This is a genomic window from Paenarthrobacter sp. YJN-5, assembly GCF_015040095.1.
In the GTDB taxonomy this organism is placed as follows: Bacteria; Actinomycetota; Actinomycetes; order Actinomycetales; family Micrococcaceae; genus Arthrobacter; species Arthrobacter ureafaciens.
In genome coordinates, this window is record NZ_CP053544.1 from 1996948 (window position 1) to 2011865 (window position 14918).

9 protein-coding genes and 1 pseudogene are annotated in these 14918 nt (G+C 64.4%); 9 read left to right on the plus strand and 1 reads right to left on the minus strand.

Translation table 11 applies throughout. The annotated features are described in order from the left end of the window. The first annotated feature begins 673 nt into the window (after positions 1-673). From HMI59_RS09540 to HMI59_RS09575, 8 genes and pseudogenes are all read left to right on the plus strand, one after another. Entirely contained in the window at positions 674-916 is a 243-nt protein-coding gene (locus HMI59_RS09540) for a hypothetical protein (protein WP_193593504.1), read from the plus strand. Positions 917-977: 61 nt separating this feature from the next. Continuing rightward, complete coding sequence (locus HMI59_RS09545) at positions 978-1295, plus strand: hypothetical protein (protein WP_193593505.1); 318 nt, start codon at positions 978-980, stop codon at positions 1293-1295. Between the two features lie 589 nt (positions 1296-1884). Continuing rightward, positions 1885-2226 (plus strand): hypothetical protein, encoded by a 342-nt coding sequence (locus HMI59_RS09555; RefSeq protein WP_193593507.1) that lies wholly within the window; start codon positions 1885-1887, stop codon positions 2224-2226. Between the two features lie 191 nt (positions 2227-2417). Continuing rightward, positions 2418-2582 (plus strand): annotated as a pseudogene (locus tag HMI59_RS25650) (DNA-formamidopyrimidine glycosylase); the annotation flags it as partial. A 59-nt stretch (positions 2583-2641) separates the two neighbouring features. Continuing rightward, positions 2642-3091 carry a phage holin family protein gene (locus tag HMI59_RS09560; protein WP_166183161.1) on the plus strand — a complete coding sequence of 150 codons (450 nt, stop codon included), beginning with the start codon at positions 2642-2644 and terminating at the stop codon, positions 3089-3091. Next, complete coding sequence (locus HMI59_RS09565) at positions 3088-3780, plus strand: hypothetical protein (protein ID WP_193593508.1); 693 nt, start codon at positions 3088-3090, stop codon at positions 3778-3780. Before HMI59_RS09560 ends, HMI59_RS09565 begins: the two co-directional genes overlap by 4 nt. Positions 3781-3788: 8 nt before the next feature. Next, entirely contained in the window at positions 3789-5066 is a 1278-nt protein-coding gene (locus tag HMI59_RS09570) for an MFS transporter (protein WP_193593509.1), read from the plus strand. After that, entirely contained in the window at positions 5063-6091 is a 1029-nt protein-coding gene (locus HMI59_RS09575) for a PD40 domain-containing protein (RefSeq protein WP_193593510.1), read from the plus strand. The genes HMI59_RS09570 and HMI59_RS09575 overlap by 4 nt, the downstream gene beginning before the upstream one ends. Before the next feature lie 9 nt (positions 6092-6100). On the opposite strand, the gene HMI59_RS09580 is transcribed toward HMI59_RS09575, so the two are convergent. Further along, on the minus strand, positions 6101-10972 hold the full coding sequence (locus tag HMI59_RS09580) for a DUF4082 domain-containing protein (protein ID WP_193593511.1): 4872 nt from the start codon (positions 10970-10972) through the stop codon (positions 6101-6103). Positions 10973-11322: 350 nt separating this feature from the next. Between HMI59_RS09580 and smc the strand changes: the two genes are divergently transcribed. Further along, positions 11323-14910 (plus strand): chromosome segregation protein SMC, encoded by a 3588-nt coding sequence (gene smc / locus HMI59_RS09585; RefSeq protein ID WP_193593512.1) that lies wholly within the window; start codon positions 11323-11325, stop codon positions 14908-14910. Positions 14911-14918: the final 8 nt, after the last annotated feature.

Sequence of the window (14918 nt, forward strand, 5' to 3'; positions counted from 1 at the left end):
GGAGGGAGAGCAAAGCAATACTCCGTGGGCGGCTCTTCAATACGTCCACATTCGTAGGCACAACCGCCTGCCAGACAATGGCCCGGCGTTCGCTACCGCGAGCAGAGCCGCGCCGCCGGAGCGCAGCTGGTCGCCCAGCTCGGAGGATCGCCGAGGGCAAGGACGCCAGCTCCGCCCCGGCGGCGCTGGCCTGGCTGCGCGCCTAGCGTTCCTTGGGGTCTGAACTTCGATGTTGCCGTTGACGTGACGGTCGATGGTTGCCAAGGCTTGGGGCAGTGGTGCCGGTGCCGGGATCTTGTCGGCTGCCAAGAGGGGTCGCAGGGCTGTGGACCTTGGTGTAAACCAGGGCGAGGTGTAGGCCCTCGTTGGTAAGGGCGTTGGTGTGTGGCCGGCGTGTGATGAGTCCGTTGCGGCGCAGGCGTGCGAGATCCTAGCTCTTTTTGATTGGCGCTCTATCCGGTGCCGCGTAGATGGTTCACCCGGGCACGCAGGCTCCGCTGGGTGAATGCGAGGGGCAGTGAGGTTGACACATAGTGCGCCGCCCTTCGAGAGGAGGACCATCCCGCGGCCTGCGGCCGCAGCCCAGACCGATACCGCGTAGGTGCTAGAGAGGACGGCTGATCGCTTCGACAGGACCGTTCGATGCGTCTCCACGCTTGTAGAACGCCGGCACGTGAGCCCATCCGGGCCACAGCGTCCTGCCCAGCCGGGCAAGCTTTTCAAGCCCTTCCGGCAGGCCCTTGCGCAACTGCTCATTCACTTTCTGCGTGCCACGCTTGCTGGTTCACCCATCGGTATGCTGAAAGGCGTCGATGACGTCCTGGTACGCCAGGTAAGTGACGTCCAAAGCAACCTGATCATCGTGGTCGGGCCGCAGGCGTTCCAGCCAGGCGGAGCCCGGCCGGGGGCATCCTGACGGTCTCAGACAGAGAGTCGTCACAGCCGAGTGACAGTCCCAAAAGCAAGGAGAAGCATCCATGAACAAGAACGAGCTGGCCCAGTTGGGCCTCGACACGGATGGCCTTACGCCTGACGCTGACTACGTACCCAACCCCTTCACAGCCGACGACGGCGTGCACGTCGACCTCGTGTACCGCGCCTACCTGCAGCTCGAACAGATCAACGCGCTGGGCGGTATCAGCCTGCTCGGCGGCTCGCACGAGCGGCTGGAGGACATCTATGGCGGACTTGAGGACGGCATGGACCTGATGACGGCGGTGGCGCGCTTTGGCGACGATGAGCAGCAGCATCGCGCCCAGCAGCTCATCGCGGCAGGGAAGATCAGCGGCTCCTGACAGGCCTCCAACGGAACCCCGACAGCCCAGGCTGCCGGGGTTCTTTCTTTTCGTCATGCAGAACGAGCTGGCGAGAAACCCCTGGATATTCCGGGGCCCGGCATGCGTCGCGCGGACGTCAACTGAACCAGGCGAGCCCTGATCAGCGGGCTCACACTCGTGGTCGGCTCTGAGATACGTGCCCTAGTGTTCATGTGGTGACGGCACCGTTTCTCCTGGTACTGCAGGAATCGCAGTACGACCTTTCACGGCCTTATTCGCACTCCACCGGGTGTAGGGAAGACCATGCTTGTCGAACTGTACGGGGCTACGGCCGTCGTAGGGGCTGAATACAACGGGCGCACTCCGTGCGCCAGTATTTTGAGGATTGGATACAGCAGTTGTCATTGGTGCCATGTGATGGCCCTTCTTCAGGATTTCGGTGTTGCATCTCTGGCGGGCGAGAAGCGGTGTGGGCCGATGCGTGCCGAATTCGACGCAATGGGTCGAGTCGGTGACGGATGAGAGGATGCCGAATAGTCAATGACGATGGGCCGTAACGTCATCCGAGTCGTGTCCTAAGGCGCTCATCAGATCTGGAGGAGGTTCGATGTCGGACGACGAATGGCTCGACGTCGCCGCGGCGGCGGAGCGCCACAGCTGCAGCACCAAGACCATTTGGCGACACATTAGGCAGGGGAGTCTGCCAGCGTGCACAGGGAAGGTGAGCGGCCGCGACGGACGCCCGGTCCTCAAGACCCTGATCCGAGTCGCCGATCTGGACGACGCGTTCGGACGGACGGCCCAAGAGGATCATGTCCGGAAGATCCGCGCTTCGGCACCGCCGCTCACGGTCGAGCAGAAGATCGCGATCCGTGACGTCTTCCTAGAGCACCTCCTGGAACGTGAAGCGAAGCAGGTAAGCTCCAGGTCAGATGACGTCCCGGCCTAGAGAAGCCCAGCAGGTTCTTCTCGGGTGATCCTCTCAAGCGCAGTCAGAGACGGGTACGTCGAGGATAGATAGGCTGGTCTTCAGCGTGCCAGGCGTAGTCGGTCTACGAGTGCGAGTCGACTCCCCATTGCATCGCCAGTCGACTGACGACTCGACTGATCATTCGTGAATGTCACAAACGTAAATAGGGCGGATACTTCGCCCGCTCGCTGAATGCGTACGGCCGGGCCGGGGAACCATGCAGCCGCTGCGAGGCAGCGGGCCTTCACGGGATCATCAAACGCGAACAGTTCATGAACCGTTCTTCCTATACGTGTCCCATCTGCCAGCCCCGGCCTCGCAACGGTCGCTGGTAACCGGTTTTTCACAGGGGAAAACTGTTCCGGATTGGCGGGCTCGATGGTTTACTGTCCCCATGAAAAGCTTGGCGGTCAAAATCGCCATCGCACTTGTTTTCAACGCCATCACCTTGTGGGTGGCGTCGGTGCTACCCGGGGTCCGGTTGGGGTCCGGGTTCCTCTGGGCCGTCGTGGTGTTCACGGCCGCCACCCTTCTGGTGAAACCGTTGGTTGCCGGGCTGCTGCGCAGGAGGTGGGACCAGCGACAGCAGGCCGGCGGGCAGGAGCGCAGAACCTGGCTGATGACCAAGGTGTCCACCCTGGGCGCAAGCTTGCTGGCCACGCTGGCCGTCCTGATCCTGACCAGCCTCTTCTCGCAAGGGTTCGCCATCACAAGCCTGTTCGGCTGGATTGCCGCCACGATCGTCATCTGGCTCGCGTCCTTCATCTACGACTTCGTTGACGACGGTCTTGAAGCCAGGGCGCACCAGCTCCTTGGCGGCTCAGCCAACCCGGGGAAGCCATGAATGCCCGGCGGCTGGTCATCGCGGGCCTGGCCCTTGCCGTGCTGATCGCGGTCATCGCGGTGGTCTTTGACCAACTGGCAGTGCGTCCGGCCCAAACGACAGCCCAAAACTCCAGCCCTGCAAGCCCCTCTGCGGCGGGTTCCTCGCCCACCGGAAGCGGGGAAGCAGGCGCCGGCCCGCAATCCTCCGGAAGTCCGACGTCGGGCCCTTCCGCCGGCGGCGACGGCAACGGCGGTGCGTCCCCGGGTGCCAAACCCCTTGAAGTCCTGCCGCCGGTGACGGTGACCCCTACGGGCCTGCCGGAACCATCAGCTGCCGCGCCCCTGCTCAAGGGGAAACTGCCGGATCCTGGAAACGCGACAGGCGCCGTCGTGGACGGGTGGCCGAGCAACGTCCTGACGTTGCCGGAAGGCACCACGATCGGGTCCACGAGTGTTTCGGGTTCAGGAGATGTCCTGCAGGTGACTGCCGACGGGGTGGTGGGCAAGCCGCAACAAGCCGTGATCGAGGATTTCCGGGCTTCGTTGGTTCCCCATGGTTTCTGGTCCGAAGAAGCACCTGCCCCGGACGGCGCGACGGCTGCCCGGTTCGTCCGCGGCACCGACACGATTACGGTCTCCGTGGCCACCACCGGAACCGGAAACTCGCGCTTCCAACTGCTGGGCAGTCTGCACTCGGACACGGAGTAGGGGTAGGCATGTACATTTCGCTTTCGGACCGAAGCGGCGGTAAGCGCGGAAAGTCTCCCAGCGAGCAGACGGCACTGTCGAAGGTGCCGTTTCGTTTGTCCCCGGTCATCGTGTGGCTTGGAATCGTCAGCATGGTCACGGATATCTCCTCCGAGGCGGTCACGGCCATCCTGCCTTTGTACGTCACGGCCTTCCTCGGTTTGTCAACCATAGCCTTCGGCTTCATCGATGCCATCAACCAGGGCGCGAGTGCCATTGTCCGGATCGCCGCAGGCTGGGCGTCCGACCGCAGCGGCCATCCCAAACGGATCGCCCTGGCCGGTTACGGACTGTCCATGCTGGCAAGGATCGGATTCCTTTTCGCCGGGGGCTTCTGGGCCGTAGCGGCGATCGTCACGGGGGATCGGATCGGCAAGGGAATCCGGACGGCGCCCCGGGATGCGCTGATCACGGTGTCAGCGCAACCGGAGCATCTGGCGCGGTCCTTCGGTATGCACCGGATGCTGGACAACATCGGTGCAGCGGCCGGGCCTCTGATTGCTTTCCTGATTCTGCTGGTCATCCCCAATGGCTTCAGCACAGTCTTTGTGGTGTCTTTGGCGTTTGCCGTGATCGGCGTGGCCGTCCTGGGATTGGTGGTTCCCGACCTCCGCGCACGGAGCGCGAAGTATGCACCGAAGGGCCAAAGACTTCTTGCCTTTTCCTGGCGCCACTTCAAGGAACCGGGGTTGGGGAAGCTCCTTGTAGCTGCGGGACTCCTGGGGCTGGTGACCATCGGTGACGGCTTTATCTACCTGGTGCTCCAGGACCGGGACTCGTTCGCCGTCCAGTGGTTTCCGTTGCTGTTCGTGGGAACCAATGTCGCCTTCCTGGTGATGGCCGTCCCCTTGGGCCGCCTCGCTGACCGTTTAGGCAGGGTGCCGGTCTTCATCGCGGGGCACGTGGCACTCCTGGCCTGCTACTTCCTGGCTGCGGCTCCGCTTGGTGGTCTCTGGGCAACGGTGACGTGCCTGCTCCTGCTCGGTGCGTTCTATGCGGCAACCGACGGGGTGCTGGCCGCGTTGGCGAGCCAACTGACGCCGGAGGGAAAGCTTGCCACCGGCATTGCCGCGGCCCAGACGGTCGTGGCTTTGAGCCGGATGGCGGCTTCGGCAGGGTTCGGTGTGCTGTGGTACGCCGTGGGGGCATCAACTGCCGTCACGATCGCCGGCATCCTGCTGGCCTGCGTTGTGGTGGCAGTGATCTTCATCCTTCCGGGAGCCCGGCCCGGGCGGGCCGGCGCATGAGCGGAAGGATGGCTGGCGCAAAGCTTCGATGGGGCATCCTGCTGGCTGTTACCGCCCTCATGCTGACGGCGGCGGGGGTTTACGCCGTCGGCGCCTACCAAAGATTTGAGCAAAGCCGCACGGCTGCCCCTTCCGTGGGGGTGACTGCGGGACAACCCTTGCCGCAGGCTCCCTTCGTTCTCTTCCGCAACACCGCGGCCGGTCAGGGTTATGGCAACGCGGCAACGGTACCCCTCGCCGATCCGAAAGGTGAACGTGCCGTCAGCGAACAAGCGTGCGACAGGGTCTACGGAACGTCAGCCGAAGTGGTGTGCCTGAAAGCGAACAGGGGACTGGTCACGGCGTTTGAGGCCACGGTCCTGGACCGGAACTGGCAGCAGCAAAGATCGTGGGCCCTGCCCGGCATTCCCAGCCGGACACGCATCAGTGCCGATGGCTCCCTGATCGCCACCACAGTGTTCGTGACCGGGCACTCCTACTCAACCTCCGGGTTCTCCACCGCAACGGAAATCAGCCGTGGAACCAGCAACCTGGGAAACCTCGAAGACTTTGCCCTCATGGTCAACGGCGAGCGCTTGGTGGCTGCAGACAGGAACATCTGGGGCGTGACGTTCGTCCCCGGCCAGGAGGATTCCTTCTACGCCACGGCCGCGTCGTCGGGTCGTCTGTGGCTGGTCAAGGGCAGCCTCTCCGGCAGGACGCTCACTGCGGTGCATGACAACGTGGAGTGCCCGTCCATCTCGCCCGACGGTACCCGGATTGCGTTCAAGAAGAACGACGGCGGTGCGCTGGGAACGCATTGGAAGGTCGCCGTTTTGGACCTCGCTTCCGGGGCGGAAACGATCCTGTCGGAAAAGCGGAGCGTTGACGATCAGATCGAATGGCTGGACGAGGATACGTTGCTGTACGGCCTGCCTGACCAGGCTGTTGAGGGCGACAGCAACATTTGGCAGCTGGACATCGAACCCGCGGCACAACCGGAGTTGTTCATCGCCCACGCCTGGTCACCGAGCGTCGTCCGCTGACAGCGAGGCTCAGCAGAGCGTCAGAAGACCGCACAGCAGGCCGCCTGACTGCGTTGCTGTCGGCGTGGGTGTCGGTGTGGGTGTGGCTGTTGAGGTAGCCGTTGGAGTTGGCGTCGCCGTAGCCGTCTGGGCCTGGGCTTGTGCCTCCGTAGCTGTCGAGTAGACCACGTCCACGAAGTAGTTGGTGGCATTCCATGAATTGGCTGGCATCACGCCTCCGCTGCCGTAACGGTAGAGGCCGTTGTTGGGGCCCGAGGCCGTGAAGACACCGCTTGTCCAGGTGGTGTTGAAGAAGCCCTGGGTGTAGGAGTAGCGGCCATTGGGTGCGCGGTAGGACACCACGTATGTCTGGCCGGTAGCCAGTGCCACCGGGGCTGACAATGTAGCGGTCTGCCAGCCCGTTGCGGTCTCATTGGTGAACGTCACCTGGGCCAGCCTGGTGCCTGCGGAGTTCCACAGTGAACCTACGTGGGTGCCGGTGTTGCCGGTGCCCTTGTAGAAGCGGATGCCCGTTACGGTTCCAGCCTGCGAAACGGTGAAGGCAGTTCCTAGTTCGACGGACTTGGTTTCCGGTGCCGCAAGCACCTGCGGAACGAGGGATCCGAAGATGGTGCTCTGCTGGGCGGAGGCGCTCGCGGTCGTGAATTGCCATGTGGTGGTCGGCAAGGTCTGCCCCTGCTGGTTGGCCACGCCGGAAACGTTTGCCGTGATGACTGTGCTGGCCGGCAGTGCGGAGGCCGGTGTGAAGGTGATGACCCGGGCGTCAGCGGACAACGCCGCCGACCCCGCCACCGGGCTTCCGTTGGCCGACAGTGTGAAGGTAGCGCCCGGGTTGATGGCAGTGGAGAAGGTCAGCGATGGCAACACGTCCGTGGGTATCGACGTGGCTCCCGGCGCGGGCACCTGCGCGGTGATGCTCAGGGGTTGCGCAGGCTGCTGGAACAGCAGGTCCACGAGGTAACTTGCCGTGGAGCGGGTGCCCGGGAAGTCACCGCTGTAGGTATACATGCCGGAGTCGGCGTCAACGCGCAGGGGACCGCTGGTAAAGCCTTCGGGACCGAAGCCTCCGCTCGTGTAGGAGTACTTGCCGGCGGGCACCTTGTAGGCGGCAATGTACTCGGTGTCCGCCTGGATGCTGACGGGTTGGCTGAACGTTGCCGTTTGCCAGCCGCTGGTGGACTCGTTGGCGAAGGTAACTGTGGCCAGCAGTTGGCCCGCAGCCGTGTAGAGCGAGCCCGTGTGCGTGCCGGTGTTACCACTGGACTTGTAGAACCGGACGCCGGTTACCTGCCCGGCCGTGTCACTGCTGAAGCGCACACCCAGGGTCAACGGAACGGCGTCATCCACTTCCATCGTGCCGGGGGTCACGGTGTCCTGGTAAAGGGTGCAGGGACACACTCCGGGCGTCCTGGCCGGCGGGACTGTGGTGAAAGTCCAGGTGTTGCCGGTGATGGGAGTGCCGGATACCGCCGTTGCGGTCACTGTGGCCGTGTAGCTTGTGCCTTCGGCCAGTGGAGCGGACGGAGTGAACGTGACCTTGCGTGTTGCGTCAACGTAGGCGCTGGTTCCCGCGACGACGGTGCCACTGGCGGTCTTAAGCGCCAGTTTGACGCTGGACGCCACTGCTGCCTGGGACAGCACGCCACTAACAGTCGTCGTCAATGGAACGCTGGAGGCGCCGCTTGCCGGTGACTGGCTGCCGACGGTGAATGCCGGAGCGGCGACCATGACCACGACGTCCACCAGGTAGCTGGCCGTCGACCGCGAACCGGGGAAGTCGGAGCTGTAGGAGTAAGCCCCTGCGTCCGGGCCTGTCCGCAGCGGCCCGACGCTGAGGCCCTGTCCAAATCCGTTGCTGGTTGCCGAGTACGCTCCGGTGGTGGATTTGTAGGCAGCGATGTATTCGGTATTGGCAGCCATTTGCTCCGGTTGGCTGAACATCGCAGTTTGCCACCCTGCGCTGCTCTCATTGGCAAACGTGACTGTTGCCAGCAACTGACCGGATGCCGTGTACAGGGAGCCGGTGTGCGTTCCCGTGTTGCCGGCCGACTTGTAGAACCGGACGCCGTTGACAGTGCCGGCTGAAACGCTCGTGAAGCGCACACCGAGTGTCAGCGGTACGCCGTCCTGGATTTCCGCGATCCCGGGAGTGACGCTGTCGTCATAGAAACTGCACGGGCAGGCGCCGGGAGCGGGGGCGGTTGCGGCCGTGGTGAATGTCCAGGTACCGCCGGAGGCGACTTGGCCGCCCACGGCATCGGTGCCGGCCAGGGTTGCCGTGTACTGGGTGCTGAAGGCCAGCTGGGATGACGGGGTGAACGTAGCCTTCCGCGTGACGGCGTCATAGGTGGTGGTACCGGCCACCGGACCAGCCGCCGAACGAAGCGTCAGTTGCACGCTGGCCGCCGTGACGGGCTTGGAGAAGACTCCGCTCACGGTGGTTGCGACCGAAACACTGGACGATGACGGGATGGGGGTCTGCCCGTTGACAGTCAGGGGCGAATTGTCCGTGGTGCTGAAGATGGCATCCACGAAGTAGTTTCCACCGTTGAAGCTGGCTGTTGGGAAGCCCTGGGACGTGCTGTAGACACCGGCCGGTTCCGCGCCGAACCCGCCGGCAACCTTCATGGGCGCGTCGTTGAAGCCCGAATACGCCCATTGGAAGTCCTTGGTGGCGTAATGGCCTCGCGGTGCCCAGTAGGAGACCGTGTACTTTTGCCCGGCCGCCACGGGCACGGGTTGGCTGAAGAGGACGCTCTGCCAGCCCGAAGCGGTTTCATTGGCGAACGTTGCGGTGGCAAGGCGGGTGCCTGCGGAGTTCCAGAGGGAACCAATGTGGGTTCCCGTGTTCGCGGTGCTCTTGTAGAAGCGCGCACCGGTGATGAAGCCGTCCACGGACGGCGTGAAACGCAGGCCCATCTCGTACGCGCCGCCGTCGCCGGAGTCAACCACCGGTGGAACCGCCTGGCCGAAGACCGTGTACGGGCCGTTTACCGTCAGGTTGCGCGTGGCCACCGCGCCGATGTTCGCGCTGTCGTCCACTGCCCGCACTTGGATGGTGGCAGTCGCCAGGCCCTTCTGCACATAGCTGTACGTCCAGTTCGCCTTGCCGGTGGCAGGGTGCCAGGACGTGCCACCGTCGGTTGAAACCTCGACGCCGGCAACCACCCCGCCCGCGTCCGTTGCGGTTCCGCTGACGGTGACGTTGCTTCCGTGGGCCACGGCAGCATTGTTGGCAGGGGCATTGATGGTGGTGGTGGGGCCTGTTTTGTCGCCGCTGGCGGTGGTCGCCACCAGGCCGGATGCCAGGGTTGCCGGTTGGGCACCCATGTCGGCAAGCAGGTTCACCTGCGCCTGCCGCATCCGGATATCGGCAGGGGCGCCGTTTCCGTCGTGTTCCTGGTCAAGGCCCCATGTCCACTGCACGCTGCCGGCGGAGAAAACCAATGCACCGCTCGCCGCCTTGTACAGGGTGATGCTGTGCTTGGTGGTGCCCGGCGCCACCGTGTTCCCGAAGTCCTGCAGGTATTGGCTGACGCTGCCGGTGGTTGTGGACAAACGGATGAGCCCGGCCGGCCGGAACCCGTTGTCCAGGTCCTCGTTCGATTCGTAGCCGATCGTGTGGGGCGCCAACGCAGCGGAGGTGCCTGCCGACATCGATGCCAGGGAAGTATTGCGCCAGAGCCGGGTCTTGCCCTCTTCGGCGGAAACTGTCACGGGGAGGTCCGTGTAGTTGGACATGTAGAGGGTTCCCGTGAGGCCGTTTTCGGGCAGGCCTCCGCCGTTTGCCTGGGACGCGAACCGCGGATCCCGCCAGGTGCCCGTCCACTGGGTGCTGGGATCGATCTTGGCGTTGGACCACGTTTCCTTGTAACTGGTCAGCGTCCGGCCCGGCGTACCGTCCACGCTCGAAGGCTCGAACCGGGTCCGCCAGTACATCTCATTGCCGGAAAGGAACTGGAGGTTCACCCCCGCATCCCGTGCTGCCGTGACATTGGTGCGCTGGTTTCCGGACCAGTACTCGTCGTGCCCTACGGACAGGAACACCTTATGGTTGAGCAGTTCGGCGCCGCGGGTGTCCGTATCCAGTCCGCTGATGTAGCTGACGTCATAGCCGTTCTGTTCGAGGAACCGGACCATGGGGTACTCGTTGGCGAAGTAGAAATCGCGGCCGTCCGGTCCGCTTCGGCTGGCCATGGGGCGGTTATAGCTGATCTTGTAGGCACGCCCGTTGACGGCACCTTGATAGAAGTCCGCGCCCCCGTAGGTGTTGTAGGCCTGCCACGTCGTATCCGACGTCTGGAAGAGCACGCTTGACCGGTTGCCGTCATTGCGCACCACGAACGTGATGTGGCTTTGCCCGCCGGTATCCGGCCGGGTCAGCAAAGCAAAGTAGACGCCGGACACCGCCGTTGCCGGGACCTGCCACGTTGCCGATACCGCCCAGGTGCCGCAGTCATAGAGTTCAGTGGCCAGGTCGGTGCGGCATGCCGGTTGGTTCTGCCGGAAGGCCGAGGGTGTCACGGTGGCAATCTTGCGTGCCCCGTTTCCGCCGTACCAGCCGCTGCGGTAAATGGCGATCGTGTAGTTGGATGCCGAGGTATCGACTTTGAATTGGATTGATTGGCCGGCGTTGACACTCATGGCCGTGGAGAAGCCTTGGATACTGTCATCGCCGGCGCCGTCGATGTCCCATTCCGACGGCGGGCTGCCCGGTTTTGAGTTCTCGCACACCACGGGATTCACCACGGGGTCGCACGGGCCCGCTGCGAAGGCGGCAGGTGCCGTCAAGGGCAGCAAGGACGCAACCATTGCAACGACCAGGGGTACAAAGAAACCTTTGAAGAACCGTGGTGGCCGGGTAGCGGAAGGACCGGGCATCAGAACTCCTGGGTGGTACGCCGATTGCTAAACAAAGGTCCGCGCACATGCCCGGTCCCTGCTCACCGCTCCCCAGCCAGGGTAAAACCAGATCTTCAGTTGAAAACCATCACAGCCACAGCCACCATGCCCATGTATTCCGAATTTCGGACCGCGACCCGGCGGACCCCGGCAAACCGGGGATCCGGCCGGATCACCGGAACGCATGCGCCAGGTAACCCTAGGCAGGAGTGTAGGGATGCGGGCGGGTGCCCGCAAGGCTTTCCCGCCATGGATCCCGGGTTTTCAACAAATCCGCAGTAGATTTAGTGGGATACCGCCACCGGGGCCATCCAGGAGAACCAACCACCTTGCATTTGAAGAGTTTGACCGTCCGCGGGTTCAAGTCGTTTGCGTCGGCCACGACGTTCGACTTCGTGCCGGGAGTCACTGCGGTGGTGGGGCCCAACGGCTCCGGCAAGTCCAACGTCGTCGACGCCCTGGCGTGGGTCATGGGCGAACAAGGGGCCAAGACCCTGCGTGGCGGCAAAATGGAAGACGTCATCTTCGCCGGCACGTCCGGCAGGCCGCCCCTGGGCAGGGCACACGTGTCGCTCACCATCGACAACACCGACAACGCGCTTCCCATCGAATACAGCGAAGTCACCATTTCGCGCACCCTGTTCCGCACTGGCGGCTCCGAGTACGCCATCAACGGTGCGCCGTGCCGCTTGCTGGATATCCAGGAGTTGCTGTCCGATTCGGGACTTGGCCGGGAGATGCACGTCATCGTCGGCCAGGGCCAACTGGACCGCGTGCTGCACGCGACTCCGGAGGACCGCCGGGGCTTCATCGAAGAAGCTGCCGGCATCCTCAAACACCGGCGGCGCAAGGAAAAGACAGTCCGCAAGCTGGAGGCGATGCAGGCCAACCTTTCGCGGCTGGGAGACTTGACCGCCGAGATCCGCCGCCAACTGACGCCCCTGGGCAAACAGGCGGAAATCGCCCGCCGCGCCCAAACGGTCCAATTCGACGTCCGCGATGCCAAAGCAAGGCTCTTGGCCGACGACCTGGTGCAGCTCACCAGCAGCCTGGAGCAGGACGTGGCCGATGAAGCAGCCCTCAAGGAACGCCGTCAGGTGGTTGAAGCGGAACTCGGGCACGGGCGGCAGCGGCAGGCAGAGCTGGAACAGCGCGCCGCTGAAGCAACGCCGCGCCTCAACGCCGCACGCGATCGCTGGTACCAACTCTCGGCGAACCGGGAACGGCTCCGTTCCCTGGCCTCGCTGGCGGGTGAGCGTCGGCGTCTCCTGGGGGCCTCGGAAGCCTTGCCGGACTCCGGCCGCGACCCTGAACAACTTGAACGCCAAGCGGCCAAGGTGCGTCAGGAGCAAGCAGCCTTGGAACACGATGTCCTCGCCAAGCAGGCGGCACTCCTGGAAGCTACCGTGGCCAAGGACAGCGCGGAGGCGCTCGCAGCCGCCGAGGACAAGCGATTGACCGCCATGCTGCGGGCGGCGGCAGACCGCCGGGAAAGCTTGGCCCGGCTCGCCGGGAAAGTGGCCGCGGCCCGTTCGCGGGTGGATGCTGCCGAAGCCGAACGCGGACGTATCCGGGAATCGCTCGCAGCGGCCGATGAGCGGCGCCGTTCCGCACACAGCGAGTTCGCCGCGCTCGAATCCCAGGTTGCCGGAGTCGAGGACGGCGAGGAAAGCCTCGACGCCGATTACGAGGAAGCCAACCAGGTCCTCGATGCAGTCACCGCCGAGATCGAAGAACTCAAGGCCGCCGAGCGCGACGCCCTGCGGGAACGCGACGCGCTGGTTGCCAGACGCGACGCACTGCAGCTGGGCCTCAACCGCAAGGACGGTTCGCAGAGGCTGCTCGGTGGGGACGTTACAGGCATCCTCGGGCCTTTGGCCGGGATGCTCGCCATCGAACCCGGCTACGAAACAGCGGTCTCCGCAGCCTTGGGAGAGGCATCCGATGCCTTGGTCGCCGCCGATACCGCGGCAGCCCTGGCCGCGTTCAGCACCCTCAGGGCCGACGACGCCGGACGTGCCGTCCTGCTTCTGGCCGGCAGTGACGGGCCGGAGACCGCCAACGACGGCGCGTTGCCGCAGGGCTGCCGTTGGGTACATGACGTCGTCAAAGCCACTGAAGCGCCGGCCCAAAGTGCGCTTGCCCTCCTGGCCGGGGCCGTCGTCGTCGAGGACCTGGCAGCAGCGGCGGAACTGATCGTTGAGCGCCCCGGGCTGAGGGCGGTCACCAGGTCAGGCGATATTTTGACATCCTTGGCCGCGCACGGCGGCTCAGCGACCGTACCGTCGTTGATTGAGGTCCAGGCCGCCGTCGACGACGCCGTTGCCAGACTCCAGGACGTTACCGCCGGTTTGGAGCGCAACCGTTTCCGCTTGGCAGCTGCGAAGGCGCGGCAGGTTGAAGCCCGGGACCGGGCAGACGCTGCGCTGGAGAAGCTGCATGAATCCGATGCCCGGCTGGCGGCGGTGGCCGAACGGTTGGGACACCTGAACTCCGTCCTGCGTGGCGCCGTCGGGGAAAGCGAAAGGCTTGCGGCCACGCTGGCCAACGCCGAGACAAACATCGCCGATGCCACCATGGATCTGGACGTGGCCACCGAGCGCCTGGAAGCAGCCCAGGAAGCCCCCGACGAGGAACCATCCACCGATCTCCGGGACGAACTTGCCGAACAGGCCCGCACCGCACGGGCCAAGGAAATGGAAGCACGGCTGGCGCTCAGGACGGCAGAGGAACAGCTCGGCGCCGTGGGCAACCGGGCCGCCTCGCTGGAAAGGGCCGCAGCAACCGAACGCCGGGCCCGGGAGGAGGCCGCACGCCGAGCGCAAAGGCGCCGTGCCCAGGCAGCCAGGGCAGCGGCCGTCCAGACGGGAGCCACGCACACGCTCCGGTTCCTGGACATCTCCGTGGAGCTCGCTGCGGGCGAACGGGACCTGGCCGAGGAAATCCGCGAAAAGCTCGACAAGGAACTTGCCCACGTCCGTTCCGTCAACGAGGAACGTGCCAAGGAATTGGCGGAGCTGACCGATTCGGTGCACAAGGACGAGCTGGCCCGTGCGCAGCAGCGGCTGCGTATTGAGGCGCTTGAAGCCAGGTCAATCGACGAACTCGGGATGTCCGCAGGGCAGTTGGTGGCGGAGTACGGTCCGGACCAGCCGGTTCCGGTGCCTGCAACTGCAAGTACTGGAAAAACGGACAAGTGGGCGGAGCTCAGGGCGCCCGTTGACGAGGACGGGCAACCCCTTGTCCAGGGTGTTCCGTTTGTCCGTGCCGAGCAGGAGAAGAGGCTGAAAAAGGCTGAACGGGACCTCGCTTCGCTGGGCAAAGTCAACCCTTTGGCCTTGGAAGAATTCGCGGCCTTGGAGGAACGGCACCAGTTCCTCAGCTCCCAGCTGGAAGACCTCAAAGCCAGCCGGAAGGACTTGCTGGACATCATCAAGGAAGTCGACAACCGCGTCCAGCAGGTGTTCACTGAGGCCTTCGCCGACACCTCCGCCCAGTTCGACCACGTCTTCGCACGCCTCTTCCCGGGCGGCGAGGGTCGCTTGGTCCTGACCGATCCGGACGACATGCTGACCACAGGGATCGAGGTCGAGGCGAGGCCTGCCGGCAAGAAGATCAAGAGGCTCTCCCTCTTGTCAGGCGGCGAGCGGTCGCTCACCGCAGTGGCGTTGCTCGTCGCGATTTTCAAGGCGCGGCCTTCGCCCTTCTACGTCATGGACGAGGTGGAAGCCGCGTTGGACGACACCAACCTTGGCCGCCTCATCACGATCTTCGAGGAATTGCGTGAGTCCAGCCAGCTGATCGTCATTACGCACCAGAAACGGACCATGGAAGTGGCCGATGCCCTGTACGGGGTAACAATGCGCGGGGACGGTGTGTCCACGGTCATCAGCCAACGCCTCGGGGACGGGGCCTAGCTGTGTGA

Bases quoted from the DNA above. Each gene is read 5' to 3' on its own strand.
- HMI59_RS09580 (WP_193593511.1), bottom strand. From the start codon at position 10,972: ATGCCCGGTCCTTCCGCTACCCGGCCACCACGGTTCTTCAAAGGTTTC.
- HMI59_RS09565 (WP_193593508.1), top strand. From the start codon at position 3,088: ATGAATGCCCGGCGGCTGGTCATCGCGGGCCTGGCCCTTGCCGTGCTG.
- HMI59_RS09545 (WP_193593505.1), top strand. From the start codon at position 978: ATGAACAAGAACGAGCTGGCCCAGTTGGGCCTCGACACGGATGGCCTT.
- HMI59_RS09555 (WP_193593507.1), top strand. From the start codon at position 1,885: ATGTCGGACGACGAATGGCTCGACGTCGCCGCGGCGGCGGAGCGCCAC.
- HMI59_RS09570 (WP_193593509.1), top strand. From the start codon at position 3,789: ATGTACATTTCGCTTTCGGACCGAAGCGGCGGTAAGCGCGGAAAGTCT.
- HMI59_RS09560 (WP_166183161.1), top strand. From the start codon at position 2,642: ATGAAAAGCTTGGCGGTCAAAATCGCCATCGCACTTGTTTTCAACGCC.
- HMI59_RS09575 (WP_193593510.1), top strand. From the start codon at position 5,063: ATGAGCGGAAGGATGGCTGGCGCAAAGCTTCGATGGGGCATCCTGCTG.